The 17,367-nt window shown below is 70.1% G+C and carries 13 protein-coding genes; 7 read left to right on the top strand and 6 right to left on the bottom strand.

All coding sequences use genetic code 11. From position 1 onward, the window contains the following. The first annotated feature begins 526 nt into the window (after nt 1-526). Nucleotides 527-2,242 (top strand): amidase, encoded by a 1,716-nt coding sequence (locus I0D00_RS06935; protein ID WP_213639005.1) that lies wholly within the window; start codon nt 527-529, stop codon nt 2,240-2,242. 141 nt (nt 2,243-2,383) lie between these two features. On the opposite strand, the gene I0D00_RS06940 is transcribed toward I0D00_RS06935, so the two are convergent. From I0D00_RS06940 to I0D00_RS06965, 6 genes are all read right to left on the bottom strand, one after another. Then, entirely contained in the window at nt 2,384-2,635 is a 252-nt protein-coding gene (locus tag I0D00_RS06940; protein WP_213639006.1) for a hypothetical protein, read from the bottom strand. 63 nt (nt 2,636-2,698) lie between these two features. Beyond that, the gene (locus I0D00_RS06945) at nt 2,699-3,004 is read right to left on the bottom strand and encodes a hypothetical protein (RefSeq protein ID WP_213639007.1); all 306 of its coding nucleotides are present in this window, start codon (nt 3,002-3,004) and stop codon (nt 2,699-2,701) included. A 135-nt stretch (nt 3,005-3,139) separates the two neighbouring features. Next, nucleotides 3,140-4,378: an RNA polymerase sigma factor gene (locus tag I0D00_RS06950; protein ID WP_213639008.1), complete on the bottom strand. Its 1,239-nt coding sequence runs from the start codon at nt 4,376-4,378 to the stop codon at nt 3,140-3,142. Nucleotides 4,379-4,463: 85 nt separating this feature from the next. Further along, entirely contained in the window at nt 4,464-5,225 is a 762-nt protein-coding gene (locus tag I0D00_RS06955) for an ABC transporter permease (RefSeq protein ID WP_213639009.1), read from the bottom strand. Then, nucleotides 5,222-6,154 (bottom strand): ABC transporter ATP-binding protein, encoded by a 933-nt coding sequence (locus I0D00_RS06960; protein WP_213639010.1) that lies wholly within the window; start codon nt 6,152-6,154, stop codon nt 5,222-5,224. The genes I0D00_RS06955 and I0D00_RS06960 overlap by 4 nt, the downstream gene beginning before the upstream one ends. A 171-nt stretch (nt 6,155-6,325) precedes the next feature. After that, a complete protein-coding gene (locus I0D00_RS06965) occupies nt 6,326-7,219 on the bottom strand; it encodes a LysR family transcriptional regulator (RefSeq protein ID WP_213639011.1) in 894 nt (297 codons plus the stop codon). A 99-nt stretch (nt 7,220-7,318) separates the two neighbouring features. Here I0D00_RS06965 and I0D00_RS06970 point away from each other — a divergent pair, with 99 nt between their 5' ends. The 6 genes from I0D00_RS06970 (at nt 7,319) to I0D00_RS06995 (ending at nt 17,143) form a co-directional block, all read left to right on the top strand. Then, complete coding sequence (locus I0D00_RS06970; protein ID WP_213639012.1) at nt 7,319-8,185, top strand: pirin family protein; 867 nt, start codon at nt 7,319-7,321, stop codon at nt 8,183-8,185. 130 nt (nt 8,186-8,315) lie between these two features. Then, nucleotides 8,316-9,002 carry a hydrolase gene (locus I0D00_RS06975; protein WP_213639013.1) on the top strand — a complete coding sequence of 229 codons (687 nt, stop codon included), beginning with the start codon at nt 8,316-8,318 and terminating at the stop codon, nt 9,000-9,002. A gap of 73 nt (nt 9,003-9,075) precedes the next feature. Beyond that, nucleotides 9,076-9,702, top strand: coding sequence for an isochorismate family cysteine hydrolase YcaC (gene ycaC, locus I0D00_RS06980; protein ID WP_213639014.1), 627 nt, complete (start codon nt 9,076-9,078; stop codon nt 9,700-9,702). A gap of 55 nt (nt 9,703-9,757) precedes the next feature. After that, nucleotides 9,758-10,708 carry a pirin family protein gene (locus tag I0D00_RS06985; protein ID WP_213639015.1) on the top strand — a complete coding sequence of 317 codons (951 nt, stop codon included), beginning with the start codon at nt 9,758-9,760 and terminating at the stop codon, nt 10,706-10,708. Nucleotides 10,709-10,838: 130 nt separating this feature from the next. Beyond that, complete coding sequence (locus I0D00_RS06990; RefSeq protein WP_213639016.1) at nt 10,839-12,635, top strand: monovalent cation:proton antiporter-2 (CPA2) family protein; 1,797 nt, start codon at nt 10,839-10,841, stop codon at nt 12,633-12,635. A 74-nt stretch (nt 12,636-12,709) separates the two neighbouring features. Continuing rightward, nucleotides 12,710-17,143, top strand: a complete 4,434-nt coding sequence (locus tag I0D00_RS06995) for a DEAD/DEAH box helicase (protein ID WP_213639017.1) — start codon at nt 12,710-12,712, stop codon at nt 17,141-17,143. Nucleotides 17,144-17,367 lie beyond the last annotated feature (224 nt).

Below are 17,367 nucleotides of genomic sequence, written 5' to 3' on the forward strand. Positions count from 1 at the left end.
CACTGGCTCGCCGGCAGCGTCAATCACACAATGGACGGCTCTAACGCGCCGCTCTGCGCGCCGGCAATGGTCGAAAACGGGCGGCGACTTCGCGCCCTCGTCGGCAAGGGAATGGCACGGTATACCGCTCGAGCGCCCCAAGAAGCCGCAGGCCAGGGCCCTGCTAGCCGAACCCTAGACTCAGTCCAACGGGGTCGCCTCATCACAGACGCCGCCGACCCATATGATTTGCGCCGTCACACGGGGCGGCGACCGAGCGACCGCGCCGACCTGTACCTCCAGTCTCGTCCAGAAGCCGCGATCGGCGAGGGAGTCGTTACACTAATGCCCTAACACCTGGCCTGGCGCCCAGCAGAATGCTCAGGCGCTCCGCCAGCCCAGACGCAAGTCCAGACCCTATCGCGCGGTGCGGCACAACGAGGACCGATATGAGAACCCACTCCGAGAAACCTGCTGTGCTCGAACCCAGGCTCGCACATGAGGCCAGCCTGCTCCCCGCCGCCCATCGACTGCCGGCGGTGAGCCCATGATCGAGGTCACCGAGGTATCCATTGCCGAACTGCGTGCGGCGCTCGAATCCGGCCAGACGACGGCGGTCGAGCTGGTCCAGGCCTATCTCGCCCGAATCGCTGCCTACGACGGCCCGGACACGCCCACCGCCCTAAACGCCGTCGTGGTGCCCAATCCCGATGCCCTCGAGGAGGCACAGGCTTGCGATGCGCGCCGGGCCAGAGGCGAGACCCTGGGGCCGCTCGATGGCATCCCCTATACGGCCAAGGACAGCTACCTGGTCAAGGGCCTCACGGCCGCTTCCGGCAGCCCCGCGTTCGCCAAGCTGGTTGCCTATCGCGATGCCTTCACCGTCGAACGCCTGCGCGCGGCCGGCGCGATCTGCCTGGGCAAGACCAATATGCCGCCCATGGCCAACGGCGGCATGCAGCGCGGCGTATACGGCCGGGCGGAGAGCCCGTACAACGCCGACTACCTCACCGCCCCCTTCGCCTCGGGCTCCTCCAATGGCGCAGGCACGGCCACCGCCGCCAGTTTCGCCGCATTCGGCCTGGCTGAGGAAACCTGGTCGAGCGGCCGCGGCCCGGCCTCGAACAATGGCCTGTGCGCCTATACGCCGTCGCGCGGAGTGATCTCGGTGCGCGGCAACTGGCCGCTGACCCCGACCATGGACGTCGTCGTGCCCTTCGCCAGGACCATGGCGGACCTGCTCGAGGTGCTCGAGGTGGTGGTGGCGGAAGACCCCGACACACGGGGCGACCTGTGGCGCATGCAGCCCTGGGTGCCCATTCCCGGCGTGGCCGAGGTGCGGCCCGCCGCCTATGCCGAACTTGCCGCGACTTCCGAAGCACTCAAGGGCAAGCGCTTCGGCGTGCCGCGCATGTACATCAACGCCGACTCCGACGCGGGCACGGCCGAGTCGCCGGGCATCGGCGGCCCGACGGGCCAGCGCATCCACACCCGCCCCTCGGTGATCGAGCTGTGGCAGGCCGCCCGTCAGGCACTCGAGGCCGCCGGCGCCGAAGTGCTCGAAGTCGATTTCCCGCTGGTCTCCAACTGCGAGGGCGATCGCCCCGGTGCGCCGACCGTGTTCAACCGCGGCCTGGTATCCAAGGAGTTCCTCCATCACGAGCTGTGGGACCTGACGGCCTGGGCCTTCGACGATTTTCTTCAGGCCAACGGCGATCCCAATCTGAATCGCCTGATCGACGTCGACGGACCGCAGATCTTCCCCCATGACCCGGGAACCCTGCCCAATCGCGAGGGCGACCTGGCCGCAGGCATGGACGAGTACGTGCGCATGGCCGAGCGCGGCATCACCCCCTGGGACCAGATCGCCACGCTGCCCGACGGCCTGCGCGGGCTTGAGAAGACCCGCCGCATCGACCTCGAGGACTGGATGGCGCATCTGTGCCTGGATGCGGTGCTCTTCCCGACCGTCGCCGACGTCGGCCCGGCGAACGCCGATGTCGATCCGCAGTCCGCCGACATCGCCTGGAGCAACGGCGTCTGGGTCGCCAACGGCAACCTCGCCATCCGCCACCTGGGGGTGCCGACGGTGACCGTGCCGATGGGCGTCATGGCGGATATCGGCATGCCCGTCGGGCTGACCTTCGCCGGTCGCGCCTATGACGATTCGGCGCTGCTGCGCTTCGCCTCGGCCTTCGAGTCGCTCGGCAGCAAGCGCCAGATCCCGCCGCGCACCCCGCCCCTGGTCAGTGGCCGGCGATAGACGCCGTGGACCGCGCCGGGCCCAGGGACGGCCCCCGCGCGGCCGTGCCCGGGGCCTCTGCACGATCCGAGCCTGCCAGGGGAGCGTGGGTGACCGTGCAGGAGACTCGGACAGGGCCCGTCACGCCACCCACGCGTTCGCTCAGCGTGGCGAGGCCAGCCTCCTGACCTCGCGCTGCACCATGCTGGCGTATTCGGCCGGCGACATCTCGCCCAGCTGGGCACGCAGCCACTCCTCCCACTTGCCCTTGCGCTTGCTCTTCTCGGCGAACAGGCGCGCCGCGTCGGCCTTGGCGCGCTGCAGGTTGTGCTGCCACAGCTCGAACAGGCGGGCCTTCTCCGCCTCCGCCACGTCGCGCTCTGCCGCGGGTTTGTCTGCCAGGTTGTAACTCATCGGGCACTCCAGCCGGTGGAAAAAAGCCGCGCATTCTACGCGCTTTCCCCCGGCCGACCAGGCCTAACCGCCACCGCCGGAGGACCAGTCGTCGCCGGGCGCGGCCTGCATCTGCACCTCGATCACCAGGTCGGTCTTCTCCTCGGGCACGGGCTGGCCGGTCAGCGCGCCGATCATCGCCCACTGCTGGTCGATTTCGCCGCTGATCTGCGCCAGGTGGTCGATCATGCGCTGCCCGGCGCGCTGGCTGGATGGGTCGCCGCTGCGCATCAGCTCGAACGACAGCTGAGCCAGCGCGGCAGTCAGGTGGGTCATGCTGCGCGCGGAAAGACTGAGCAGTTCCGTGACTTGGCGGCTTTTCGTATCCATACGATTGCTCCTTGGCCTGGGCCGGTACGCAACTAGGCTACCCGGAAAATGGGACGAACGTCATAGGTCAGGCAAAGAAATCCGCCCTCTGCCGCACCTGGGCATGAGCGCCAGGATCGGGGCGGCCCTGCCCTGTTACCCTAGCGGCTCCTCGGCCAATTCGCGCAGGCGGCGCTCGAGGAATACCCGGTCCGGGGCCTGTCGGGCCAGCGCCAGGGCGCGACGATAGGCCTCGCGCGCCTGCGGCCACTGGCCCAGGCGCCGGTGCAGGTCGGCAAGGGCGGCGTGGGCCAGGTGATAGTCGGTCAGCTCGCCGCGCTGCAGTATGGCCTCGATGGGCGCCAGGCCGGCCCGCGGGCCGTCGCGCATGGCCAGGGCGACCGCCCGGTTGAGCTCGATCACCGGCGAGGGCGAGGCCTGCAGCAGCGCGTCATACAGCCCGACTATCTGCGCCCAGTCGGTGGCCGCCATGCTTGGCGCCTCGGCGTGTACCGCGGCGATCGCGGCCTGCAGGCTGTAAGGGCCGAAACGCCGCGAGCGCAGGGCCTGCAGCACCAGCGCCTGGCCCTCGGCGATCAGCCCGGCGTCCCACAGCGCACGGTCCTGCTCCTCCAGCAGCACCGGCTCGCCACTGGCCGAGAGGCGCGCCGGGCAACGAGCCTCGTGCAGCAGCATCAGCGCCAGCAGGCCCATGACCTCGGGCTCGGGCAGCAGTTCGAGCAGCAACCGCCCCAGGCGGATGGCCTCGGCCGACAGCTGGCCGCGGGTCAGCGAGTCGCCGCAGCTGGCGAAATAGCCCTCGTTGAACACCAGGTAGATCACCCGCAGCACCGCTTCCAGGCGCGCCGCCAGCTCGCCGCGTCCCGGCACCTCGTAGGGGATGCGCGCGTCGCGGATCTTCGCCTTGGCGCGGACGATGCGCTGGGCCAGGGTGCTGGGCGTGCTGAGGTAGGCGCGGGCGATCTCCTCGGTGGTCAGGTCGCAGATCTCGCGCAGGCACAGGGCCACCTGGGCATCGGCCGAGAGGGCCGGGTGGCAGCAGGTGAAGATCAGCCGCAGGCGGTCGTCCTCGACCCCCTCGGCCTCCTCGACCGCCGCAGCGGCCACCGCCTCGTGCCGCTCGTCGAGGGGCTGGAAGCGCCGCTGGCGGCGCAGGTTGTCGATCGCCTTGAAGCGCCCGGCGGACACCAGCCAGGCCCGCGGATTGGCCGGCACGCCATCGCGCGGCCACTGCTCCAGGGCGGCGCGGAACGCCTCGTGCAGGGCCTCCTCGGCCAGGTCGAAATCGCCCAGCAGGCGGATCAGGGTGGCCAGCACCCGCCGCGACTCGGCGCGGTAGGTGTCCTCGAGCCGGGTACGTAGCGCCTCGTCCATTGCAGTCTCCGTTGCCTGTGGAACACCGGTATTCGACCCGCTTCCGAGCGGGGCGTTTGCCCCTCGCCGGGCGCGGCGACGGGCGTCAGTTCTTCAGCCGGTAGCCGCTCTTGAAGATCCAGCCGACGGTGAGCACGCACAGCAGCAGGAAGCCGAGGATCATCGCCAGGCTGAGGCCCACGTCGACGTCCGACACGCCGTAGAAGCTCCAGCGGAAGGCGCTGATCAGGTAGACCACCGGGTTGAACAGGGTCACCGTCTGCCACAGCGGCGGCAGCATGCTGATCGAGTAGAAGCTGCCGCCGAGGAAGGTCAGCGGCGTGACGATCAGCGCCGGGACTATCTGCAGCTTCTCCCAGCCATCGGCCCAGACGCCGATGATGAAGCCGAACAGGCTGAAGGTCACCGCCGTCAGCACCAGAAATGCCAGCATCCAGACCGGGTGGAGAATCTGGTAGTCGACGAACAGCCGCGCCGTGGCCAGGATCACCAGGCCGAGGATGATCGACTTGGTGGCCGCCGCGCCGACGTAGCCGACGAGTATCTCCAGGTAGGACACCGGCGCCGACAGCAGCTCGTAGATGCTGCCGGAATACTTGGGCATGTAGATGCCGAAGGAGGCGTTGGAGATGCTCTCGGTGAGCAGCGCCAGCATGATCAGCCCCGGCACGATGAAGGCGCCGTAGCTGACCCCGTGCACCTCGGTCATGCTGCTGCCGATGGCCGAGCCGAACACCACGAAGTACAGCGAGGTGCTGATCACCGGGGTGGCGATGCTCTGCAGCAGGGTGCGCCAGGTGCGCGCCAGCTCGAACAGGTAGATGGCCTTGATGGCATAGAGGTTCATGGGCGCTGCTCCCGGTGCACCAGGTTGACGAAGATTTCCTCCAGCGAGCTCTGGCTGGACTGCAGGTCCTTGAAGTCGATGCCGTGCTGGGCCAGGTCCTTGAGCAGCTCGGCGATGCCGGTGTGTTCGCGCTGGGCGTCGAAGGTGAACACCAGGGCGTGGCCCTCGTCCGCCAGCTCCAGCGGGTGGCCGTCGAGCTCGGCGGGGATGTTCGCCAGCGGCTGCTGCAGCTGCAGGGTCAGCTGCTTCTTGCCGAGCTTGTGCATCAGCACCTGCTTGTCCTCCACCAGGATGATCCGCCCCCGGCTGATCACCCCGATGCGGTCGGCCATCTCCTCGGCCTCCTCGATGTAGTGGGTGGTGAGGATGATGGTCACCCCGCGCGCGCGCAGGCCGCGGACCATGTTCCACATGTCGCGGCGCAGCTCCACGTCGACCCCGGCGGTGGGCTCGTCGAGGAACAGGATCTGCGGCTCGTGGGACAGCGCCTTGGCGATCATCACCCGGCGCTTCATGCCGCCGGACAGCTCCATGATCTTGGCGTCGCGCTTGTCCCACAGCGACAGGTCGCGCAGCAGGCGCTCCAGGTAGGCCGGGTCGGGCTTCTTGCCGAACAGCCCGCGGCTGAACCTGACCGTGGCCCAGACCGTCTCGAACACGTCGCTGACCAGCTCCTGGGGCACCAGGCCGATCTGCGCACGGGCCGCGCGATAGTCCGCGATGATGTCGTGCCCGCCGACCCGCACCGAGCCGCTGCCCGGATTGACGATGCCGCAGATGATGCTGATCAGGGTGGTCTTGCCGGCGCCATTGGGCCCGAGCAGGGCGAAGATCTCGCCCTGGCGGATGTCCAGGTCGATGTCCTGCAGCGCCGGATGGCCGGACGCGTAGGTCTTGTTCAGTTGCTGGATGGAGATAACCGGTTGCACGAAATGGCCTTGGCTGGAGAAGAGAAAGGCAGAGTGTAGGGAAACAGGGGTGGGGTCAGGCAAGTGCCATGCTCATCGAGCCGGCGGCGCGCAATCCGTAGGGTGGGTTAGCCGCACAGCGGCTTAACCCATCTATTGAGGGGTATCGCTGCGCTCAACCCATCCTACGCGCTAGGCCTGCCCCAGATGCTCGGCCAAAAAATCGATCAGGCCGCGTACCGAAGGCAACAGGCCGCGGCGCGACGGGAACAGCGCATGCACCACCCCGCTGCGCGGCGCCCATTGCGGCATGATGTCGAGCAGGCGCCCGGCCTGCAGGTCGCCCTCGACCACCATGCACGGCAGCTGCACCACGCCGACGCCACGCAGGGCGGCCTGGCGCAGGCAGGTCATGTCGTCGCTGATCAGCCGCGGTCGGTGGCGCACCTCGGCCGTGGCGCCGTCCGGCCCCTCCAGGCTCCACAGATGGTCCCGCGGCGGCCCCCAGTCGAGGCTGGGCAGGCCGCTGAGGTCGGCCGGTCGCAGGGGCAGTTCGAGCCCGCGCAGGAACTCGGGGCTGGCGACCAGCCGCTGCGGGCTGTGGCCCAGCACGCGCATCACCAGGTCGCTGCTGTCGAGCGGCGGGAAGCGCACCCGCAGCGCCAGGTCGAGGCCTTCGCCGAGCACGTCGACGCGCCGGTTGGTGGCCTCCAGCTGCACCTGGACCCTGGGATGCTCGACCATGAAGCGGCCGACCAGGTCGCCGACCCGGTACTGCAACAGGGTGGTCGGGCAGCTCATGCGCACCAGCCCCTGGGGTTCCGCGCGGCTGCGCTCGATGGCCTCGCGCGCGGCCTGCGCCTCGACCAGCATGGCCAGGCAATGGCGGTGATACTCCTGGCCGATCTCGGTGACCGAGAAATGCCGGGTGGAACGCTGCAGCAGGCGCACGCCGAGGCGTTCCTCGAGCAGGGCGATGCGCCGGCTGAGCTTGGACTTGGGCGTGTTCAGCGCCCGGCCCGCCGGGGCGAAACCGCCGTGCTCGACCACCTGGGCGAAATAGTAGAGGTCGTTGAGGTCGTCCATAGGTGTTCTCCAGATAGAACACTGAGACTAATTTATCCGGTCTACCGCACCAAGCGTTGCAATTCTATGGTGTCTCCATGCACAAAGAGGAGGCACAGCATGAAAAAGGTACTCGGTCTCTACGGCAGCCCCAGGCCGCACTGGGTCGGAGACGGCTTTCCGGTTCGCTCGCTGTTTTCCTATGACAGCCTGGGCCAGCACATCAGCCCCTTCCTCCTGCTCGACTATGCCGGCCCCCATGACTTCGCCCCCACGCAGCGACCGCGCGGCGTCGGCCAGCACCCGCATCGCGGCTTCGAGACGGTGACCATCGTCTACCAGGGCGAGCTGGAGCACCGCGACTCCACCGGCAGCGGCGGCCTGATCGGCCCCGGCGACGTGCAGTGGATGACCGCGGCCTCGGGCATCCTGCACGAGGAATTTCATTCCGCCGCCTTCACCCAACAGGGCGGCACCCTGGAGATGGTGCAGCTGTGGGTCAACCTGCCGGCCCGGGACAAGCGCGCCGCACCCGGCTACCAGACAATCCTGAACCAGGACATTCCGCTGATTCCGCTCGCCGACGGCGCCGGCTCGCTGCGCCTGATCGCCGGGCAGTTCGCCGGCCAGCAGGGCCCGGCGCGCACCTTCACGCCGATGGATGTCTGGGACCTGCGCCTGAATGCCGACAAGCCGCTGAGCCTGCCGCTGGTCGAGGGCCGCAACAGCGCCCTGATCGTGCTGCGCGGCAGCGTGCAGATTAACGGCAGCCAGTTGGTCAGGGAGGCGCAGATGGTGCTGCTCGACCGCGCCGGCGACGAACTGCTGCTGGAAGCCGACAGCCAGGCGCTGGTGCTGCTGCTCAGCGGCGAGCCGATCGACGAGCCGGTGGTCGGTTACGGCCCCTTCGTGATGAACAGCGAGGCCGAGATCGCCCAGGCGGTCGAGGACCTGCGCAACGGCTCGTTCGGCCAGTTACCCGCCTAACGGTTCTGCGCCAGCGGCCCCAGCGCCTAGTCTCAATGGACCGGCGCACAGGGACCCGTGACCCTCTCCTAACCCAGACCCTGACCGCCGGAAACGGCCAGGGTCCCCCACCTAGCAAGGGAGCCTGAACATGCACAGCTTCGCGAATATCGCCAACTTCAACGGCCAGAAGCCGACCATCGACCCCAGCGACACGGCGATGTTGCTGATCGACCACCAGAGCGGGCTGTTCCAGACGGTCAAGGACATGCCCATGCCCGAGCTGCGTGCCAACGCCATCACCCTGGCGAAGGTCGCCAGCCTGGCGAACATCCCGCTGATCACCACCGCCTCGGTGCCGCAGGGCCCCAACGGCCCGCTGATTCCCGAGATCCACGAGGCCGCCCCGCACGCCCAGTACGTGGCGCGCAAGGGCGAGATCAACGCCTGGGACAACCCGGATTTCGTGGCGGCGGTGGAGGCCACCGGCAAGCAGACCCTGATCATCGCCGGCACCATCACCAGCGTATGCATGGCCTTCCCCAGCATCAGCGCGGTGGCCGCCGGCTACAAGGTGTTCGCGGTGATCGACGCCTCCGGCACCTACTCGAAGATGGCCCAGGAAATCACCCTGGCCCGGGTGGTCCAGGCCGGCGTGGTGCCGATGGACACCGCGGCGGTCTGCTCGGAAATCCAGCAGACCTGGAACCGCCCGGACGCCGCGCAGTGGGCCGAGGCCTACAGCCGGGTTTTCCCCAACTACCAACTGCTGATCGAGAGCTACCTCAAGGCGCAGGCCGTGGTGAGCAACCAGGAAGTCCTGGACTCGCAGCGCTGAGCGCTTTCGCCCCGCGATCCCCCGCCGCGCGCCGCCGTGCGCCCGGCCTTCACCCACGCATGAGGACATCACCATGAGCACTGCCTACACACGCCTCGACAAGAACCAGGCCGCCGTCCTGCTGGTCGACCACCAGACCGGCCTGCTGTCGCTGGTGCGCGACCTGGACCCGGACAAGTTCAAGAACAACGTGCTGGCCCTGGCCGACCTGGCCAAGTACTTCGAACTGCCGACCATCCTCACCACCAGCTTCGAGAGCGGCCCCAACGGCCCGCTGGTGCCCGAGCTCAAGGAGCAGTTCCCGGACGCGCCCTATATCGCCCGCCCCGGGCAGATCAACGCCTGGGACAACGAGGACTTCGTTGCGGCGGTGAAAGCCACCGGACGCAAGCAACTGATCATCGCCGGGGTGGTCACCGAGGTCTGCGTGGCCTTCCCTGCCCTCTCCGCCATCGAGGCCGGCTTCGAGGTGTTCGTGATCACCGATGCCTCCGGCACCTTCAACGAGATCACCCGCCACTCGGCCTGGGACCGCATGTCCTCCTCCGGCGCGCAACTGATGACCTGGTTTGGCGCGGCCTGCGAACTGCATCGCGACTGGCGCAACGACATCGAGGGGCTGGGCGCGCTGTTCTCCAACCATATCCCCGACTACCGCAACCTGATCAACAGTTACACCACGCTCACCGCCGGCAAGTGAGCCAAGTCGCCGGGACCGTGCGTGCGCGGTCCCGGCCCGCAGCGGAGGTAACGCAATGAGCACTCACGAGAGCCCATGCCAACTGTCCTCGTCCGTCGATTGCCCGCTGGACGACGGCCAGCGCGCCATTCAGCGGGTGACCGCGCGCGCCGCAGAGATCGGTGGCGGCATCGGCGTCAGCCGCCTGCTGCCGTCGCCGCAGCGGCGGATGATCGGCGCCTGGTGCTTCCTCGACCACGCCGGCCCGGCCACCTTCGCCGCCGGCGCCGGCGCCGGCCTGCGGATCGGCCCCCACCCGCACATCGGCCTGCAGACCTTCACCTGGATGATCGCCGGCGAGGTGCTGCACCGCGACAGCCTCGGCCATGTCCAGGTGGTGCGCCCGGGCCAGGTCAACCTGATGACGGCCGGGCGCGGCATCAGCCATAGCGAGGAAACCCTGCCCGCCGAACAGCAGCTGCACGCCGCGCAACTGTGGATCGCCCTGCCCGGCCCCGAACGCCAGCGCGAACCGGCGTTCGAGCACCACCCCGATCTGCCCGGCTGGCAACAGGACGGCTGCCGCCTGACCCTGCTCGCCGGCCAGTACGGCGACCAGCGGGCGCCGGCCCGGGTACATTCGCCCCTGCTCGGCATCGACCTGCACAGCCCACAGGGCGCCAGCCTCGAGCTGGCCCTCGAGCCGGCCTTCGAGTACGGCGTGCTGCCGCTGCAGGGCTCGGTGGAGATTCAGGCCGAGCGTTTCGAAGTCAACCAGCTGGCCTATCTCGGCCGCGGCCGCGAGCGCCTGGCCCTGCAGCTGGAGCCCGGTAGCCGGGCGCTGCTGCTGGGCGGCGAACCTTTCGCCGAGGAGATCCTGCTGTGGTGGAATTTCGTCGGCCACAGCCGCGCCGAGCTCGCTCAGGCCCAGCGTGACTGGGCGGCGGGCCACCCGCGCTTCGGCCGGGTCGAGGGCTACGACGGTGCGCCGCTGGTGGCCCCTGCGCTACCCTGGGCGGACGACTGAGGCGACCGTCTCGCCGCGACGCAGTGCCTGCCCCCCGAAACCGGGCCGCTGGCGGCCTGAGGACTACGCGTGCGCCTGCCCATTGTGCGCCGGGAGAACCCGCTCCCCCGCCCCCGACAAGGAGTGATCCATGCCCCATGAAGGCAGCCTGCTGCAGACCGCCGTGGTGTTCCTGCTGGCGGCGGTGCTGGTGGTGCCCCTGGCCAAGCGCCTGCAACTGGGCGCCGTGCTCGGCTACCTGCTGGCCGGCGTGCTGATCGGCCCGGCGGTCCTGCGCCTGGTGGACGACCCGGCGGGGGTCAGCCACATCTCCGAACTGGGCGTGGTGCTGCTGCTGTTCATCATCGGCCTGGAGCTGTCGCCACGGCGTCTCTGGGTGATGCGCCAGGCCGTGTTCGGCGTGGGCCTGGCCCAGGTGCTGCTGACCGCCCTGGTGATCGGCGCGGTGGCCATGCTCGGCTTCGACCAGCCGCTCAACGGCGCGCTGGTGCTGGGCCTGGGCCTGGCGCTGTCGTCCACCGCCTTCGGCCTGCAGATCCTCGCCGAGCGCAAGGAGCTGACCAGCCCCCACGGCCGCCTGGCCTTCGCCATCCTGCTGTTCCAGGACATCGCCGCCATTCCGCTGATCGCCCTGGTGCCGCTGCTCGGCGCCGCCGAAGCGGCGAGCGACGGCGGCGGGCTGGGGCAGTTGCTCAAGGTGCTGGGCAGCATCGGCCTGGTGGTCATAGGTGGGCGCTACCTGCTGCGCCCGGTGTTTCGCATCGTCGCCAAGACCGGCCTGAAGGAAGTCTCCACCGCCACCGCGCTGCTGGTAGTGATCGGCACCGCCTGGCTGATGGAGCTGGCGGGCATCTCCATGGCCCTGGGCGCCTTCCTCGCCGGGCTGCTGCTGGCCGACTCGGAATACCGTCACGAGCTGGAATCGCAGATCGAGCCGTTCAAGGGGCTGCTGCTCGGCCTGTTCTTCATCAGCGTCGGCATGACCGCGGACGTCGGCCTGCTGCTGGACGAGCCGATGCGGGTGCTGGCCCTCGCCGCCCTGCTGATCCTGATCAAGCTGCCGCTGCTGTTCGCGGTCGGCCGCCTGGCCGGCGGCCTCGGCGCACGCAGCGCGCTGAACCTGGGCATCGTCCTGGCCGCCGGCGGCGAGTTCGCCTTCGTGGTGTTCCAGATGGCCCGCGACCAGGGGCTGTTCGAGCCGCGCCTGCACAGCGAGCTGGTGCTGGCCATCACCCTGTCGATGGCCGTCACCCCCTTGCTGATGCTGCTGTTGGCACGGCTGCTCAGGGCCAAGCCGGTAGCCCGCGAGGTGCCGCCGCACTACCGGGAGATCGACAGCGACGCGCCGCGGGTGGTGATCGCCGGCATGGGCCGCATGGGCCAGGTCGTCGCGCGCTTCCTGCGCGCCCAGCGGCTGCCCTTCGTGGCGCTGGATATCGAGGTCGACACCATCGAGCTGTCGCGCAGCCTGGACAACATGCCGATCTTCTACGGCGACCCGCTGCGCCCGGAAATCCTGCGCGCGGCCAAGGCCGACCAGGCCGAGTTCTTCATCGTCGCCACCGACGACCCGGACGTCTGCCTGCAGCTCACCGAACTGGTGCGCCGCCTCTATCCGCAGATGAAGATCATCGCCCGCGCGCGCAACCGCCAGCATGTCCATCGCCTGCTGGATGCCGGCGCGCAACCGGTGCGCGAGACCTTCCACTCGAGCCTGGAAATGAGTCGGCAGATCCTGATCGGCCTGGGCCTCGACGCCGAGCAGGCGGCGCGCAGGATCGAACGCTTCCAGCACCACGACGAACAGGTGCTGGAGGCCCAGCACCGCGTCTACAACGACAAGGCCGCCGTGCTGCAGACGGCCCGCGAGGCACGCGCGGAGCTGGAGACGCTGTTCGATGCCGACCAGGGGCAGCGGCCGCAATAGCCGCCGGCCCGCCCCGTAGGCTGTCCGGCGCCCGACCGTTGAGCTGGCCGGGCGGCGCGAGCATTATGGACGCCATGAGCCAGCCCCCTCTTTCAGCGCAACCCGACGCCGTGCTGGAGGCCTTCCATCCGGCCGTCGCCGCCTGGTTCCGCAGCCAGTTCGCCGCGCCCACCGCGGCCCAGGCCGGCGCCTGGCCGGCGCTCGGCGCCGGGCGCTCGACCCTGGTGGCCGCGCCCACCGGCTCGGGCAAGACCCTCACCGCCTTCCTCGCCGCCATCGACCTGCTGGTGCGCCAGGGCCTGGCCGCCGCCGGCAGCCTGGAAGACCGCTGCTGCGTGGTCTATGTGTCGCCGCTCAAGGCGCTGTCCAACGACATCCGCCTGAACCTGGAGCAGCCCTTGGCCGGCATCCGCGCCGAACTCAGGCGTCAGGGCCTGGCCGATGTGGAGATCCGCACGGCGGTGCGCACCGGCGACACCAGCCCCGGCGAGCGCGAGGCCATGCGCAAGCGGCCGCCGCATATCCTGGTGACCACCCCGGAGTCGCTCTACGTGCTGCTCGGCTCCGAGTCCGGGCGGGCCATGCTGGCCGGCTGCCGCAGCCTGATCGTCGACGAGATCCACGCCATCGCCGGCAGCAAGCGCGGCAGCCACCTGATGCTCAGCGTCGAGCGCCTGGAGGCCCTGTGCCGGCGGCCGCTGCAGCGCATCGGCCTGTCCGCCACGCAGAAGCCGCTGGAGGCGGTGGCGCGCCTGCTGCTCGGCAGCCAGGCGCCGCTGCCGCCACCGGATGAGCAGGCCGAGCACTGCGAGCCGCCCCTGTTTGCCGAAGCCGAGAGGCTACCCGCAGGGCCCGGCGACTGCGTGATCGTCGACATCGGCTACCAGCGCGCCCGCGACCTGGCCCTGGAGCTGCCGCCGGTGCCCCTCGAGGCGGTGATGAGCAACGAGGTCTGGGACAGCGTCTACGACCGCCTGGCCGAGCTGGCGCGGCAACAGCGCACCACCCTGGTATTCGTCAACACCCGGCGCCTGGCCGAGCGCGCCTGTCGCCACCTGGCCGAGCGCCTCGGCGACGCCGCGGTCGCCGCCCACCACGGCAGCCTGGCCAAGGAGGCGCGCCTGGACGCCGAGCAGCGGCTCAAGCGCGGCGAACTCAAGGTGCTGGTGGCCACCGCCTCGCTGGAGCTGGGCATCGACATCGGCGAGGTGGAGCTGGTCTGCCAGCTCGGCTCGCCGCGCAGCATCGCCGCCCTGCTGCAGCGGGTCGGCCGCTCCGGCCACAGCGTCGGCGGCACGCCCAAGGGCCGGCTGTTCCCGCAATCGCGCGACGAACTGGTCGAATGCGCGGCGCTGCTCGACTGCGTGCGCCGCGGCGAGCTGGACGCCCTGGTCATCCCCCGCGCGCCGCTGGACGTGCTGGCCCAGCAGGTCGTCGCCGAGGTGGCCTGCCGCGAGTGGCGCGAGGACGACCTCTACCAACTGCTGACCCGCGCCGCGCCCTACGTCGACCTGCCCCGCAAGACCTTCGACGCCCTGCTGAAGGTGCTCGCCGAGGGCTACAGCGGCCGCCGCGGCGTGCGCGCCGCCTATCTCCATCGCGACGCGGTCAACCGCCGCCTGCGCGGTCGCCGCGCCGCCCGCCTGACCGCCCTCACCAGCGGCGGCACCATCCCCGACAGCGGCGACTACGCGGTGCTGCTGGAACCCCAGGGCCTGACGGTCGGCAGCCTCAACGAGGACTTCGCCATCGAGAGCATGGCCGGCGACATCTTCCAGCTGGGCAACCAGTCCTACCGCATCCTGCGCGTCGAGCCGGGCAAGGTGCGGGTCGAGGACGCCCGCGGCCTGCCGCCGAGCATCCCGTTCTGGCTGGGCGAGGCGCCGGGGCGCAGCGACGAGCTGTCGGCGTCGGTGGCGCGGCTGCGCGAGGCGATCGAACAGCAGCTAAGCCATGGCGAGGCAGCCGCCAGCGCCTGGCTCACCGACGAGCTCGGCCTCGGCGAATCGGCGGCGCAGCAGATCGTCGACTACCTGGCCCGCGCCCATGCCGCCCTGGGCGCCCTGCCGACCCAGAAGCGCCTGGTCATGGAGCGCTTCTTCGACGAGTCCGGCGGCATGCAGCTGATCATCCACTCGCCGTTCGGCAGTCGCCTCAACCGCGCCTGGGGCCTGGCCCTGCGCAAGCGCTTCTGCCGCAGCTTCAACTTCGAGCTGCAGGCCGCCGCCACCGAGGACGCGCTGATCCTCTCCCTGGCCACCAGCCACAGCTTCCCGCTGGACGAGGTGTGGCGCTACCTGCACAGCCACAGCGCCGAGCACCTGCTGATCCAGGCTGTGCTGGACGCACCGCTGTTCGCCGTGCGCTGGCGCTGGAACGCCGCCGTCGCCCTGGCCCTGCCGCGCTTCGCCGGCGGGCGCAAGGTGGCGCCGCAGTTGCAGCGCATGCGCAGCGAGGACCTGCTGGCCACGGTGTTCCCCGACCAGCTGGCCTGCCTGGAGAACATAGTCGGCGAGCGCGAGGTTCCCGACCACCCGCTGGTGGCCCAGACCCTCGACGACTGCCTGCACGAGGCCATGGACTGCGAGGCCTGGCTGGCCCTGCTGCGGCGCATGGAGCGCGGCGAAATCGAGCTGGTCGCCCGCGACCTGCCGGCGCCCTCGGCCCTGGCGGCGGAGATACTCAGTGCCCGGCCCTATGCCTTCCTCGACGACGCGCCGCTGGAGGAGCGGCGTACCCAGGCGGTACACAGCCGCCGTTGGCGCGAGCCGGAATCCGCCGACGAGCTCGGCGCCCTGGATGCCGGGGCCATAGCCGCGGTGCGCGAGGAAGCCTGGCCCGAGGTGCGCGAGGCCGACGAGATGCACGAGGCGCTGCTGAGCCTGGGCGCCGTGACCGAGGCCGAGGCCCGCGGCAACGCCGGCTGGCCGGCCTGGCTGGCGCAGCTGGCCAAGGGCAAACGGGCCTGCTGCCTGCTGCTCGACGGCGCACCGGCCCTGTGGCTGGCGGCCGAGCGCCTGGGCCAATGGCAGGCGCTGCACCCGCAGGGCACTTTCCAGCCGGCGATCCAGGCGCCCCTGGGGTTCGACGATGCCTGGACGGCCGAGGAAGCCCTGGTCGAGCTGGTCCGTGGGCGCCTCGGCGGCTTCGGCCCGCTGGCGTTGTCGCGCCTGGCCGCCGATCTGCGGCAAACGGAGTCGGGGGTGAATCAGGCCCTGCTCGCCCTGGAACGCGAGGGCTATGTGCTGCGCGGGCGTTTCTCCCCAGGTGGCCGGGAGGAGGAATGGTGCGAACGCCACCTGCTGGCGCGTATCCACCGCTACACCCTGGGGCGCCTGCGCCGGGAGATCGAGCCGGTGTCGCGCGCCGACTTCATGCGCTTCCTGTTCGACTGGCAGCGCGTGGCCGCGGACAGCCGGGTGCGCGGCGCCGAGGCCCTGGCCGGGGTACTCGGCCAGCTGGAAGGCTTCCAGGCGGCGGCCGGCGCCTGGGAGAGCGAGATACTGCCGAGCCGGGTGGTCGACTACGGGATCAACTGGCTGGACGAGCTGTGCCGTTCCGGCCGCTGGCTCTGGTGTCGCCTGGCCGGCCGCAGCCGCGCCGCCGGCGGCCCGCTGCGCAGCACGCCGATCGTCCTGCTGCCGCGCAAGAGCCTCGGCCTGTGGCGTGCCTGCCTCGGCGATCTGCCGGCGGCCGAGCCGTCGCCCCGCGCCGAACGCCTGCGCCAGGTGCTGGCCGGCCAGGGCGCGCTGTTCTTCGACGAGCTGCAGGACGAGGCGCACCTGCTGCGCAGCGAACTGGAGGACGCCCTCGGCGAACTGGTCAGCCTCGGCCTGGCCCACGCCGACAGCTTCGCCGGCCTGCGCTCGCTGCTGCTGCCGGCGGCCAAGCGCAGCCAGCAGCAACGCCGCGCCCGTCGCGCCCTGGCCAATATGCAGGATGCCGGGCGCTGGGCGCTTCTTCGAGAGCGGAGCGCCGAGGCGGCCGGCGCAAAGATCGACGCCGAGGCCCTGGAGCATGTGGCGCGGACCCTGCTGCGCCGCTACGGCGTGGTCTGCTGGCGCCTGCTCGAGCGCGAGGCCGACTGGCTGCCGGCCTGGCGCGAGTTGCTGCGCATCTACCAGCGCCTGGAGGCGCGCGGCGAGATCCGCGGCGGGCGCTTCGTCAGTGGCGTGGTCGGCGAGCAGTTCGCCCTGCCGGAGGCCGTGGCCCTGCTGCGCGAGGTGCGCAAGCGCCCGGCCGACGGCGCCCTGCTGAGCCTGTCGGCCTGCGATCCGCTCAACCTGCTCGGCACCCTGCTGCCCGGCGACAAGGTGCCGGCCCTGGCCGGCAACCGCCTCCTCTACCGCGACGGCGTGCCGGTGGCCAGCCTGACCGCCGGCAGGATCGCGCTGCTGCAGGAGGCCGACGCCTTCACCGCCGGCCAGTGGCAGGCGGCATTGATCCGCCAGACTGGCACACCGCCGCCTGCTGGCCGCGACTCGCACCGCATCGGGTCACAGCCCTAACCCGCCGCGACCGCCTGCCCTCGCACACCCTCCATCAGTGCTCAGCGCGCGTTCGGCCTCAGTGCCTCGCTTACCGCAGCAGCCCAACCATACGCGTCATCCCTCCACCACTGCCCAACCAGAACCTGGCGTTATTGGTTAGCTGATTAGACCAGTAATCATATTTATATCAATTTACGGATCCAGCCTAAGCGCGCAGCATTTGACCCGGGCCTAGCGCAACA

It is taken from the genome of Pseudomonas lalucatii (genome assembly GCF_018398425.1).
Taxonomy (GTDB): Bacteria; Pseudomonadota; Gammaproteobacteria; order Pseudomonadales; family Pseudomonadaceae; genus Aquipseudomonas; species Aquipseudomonas lalucatii.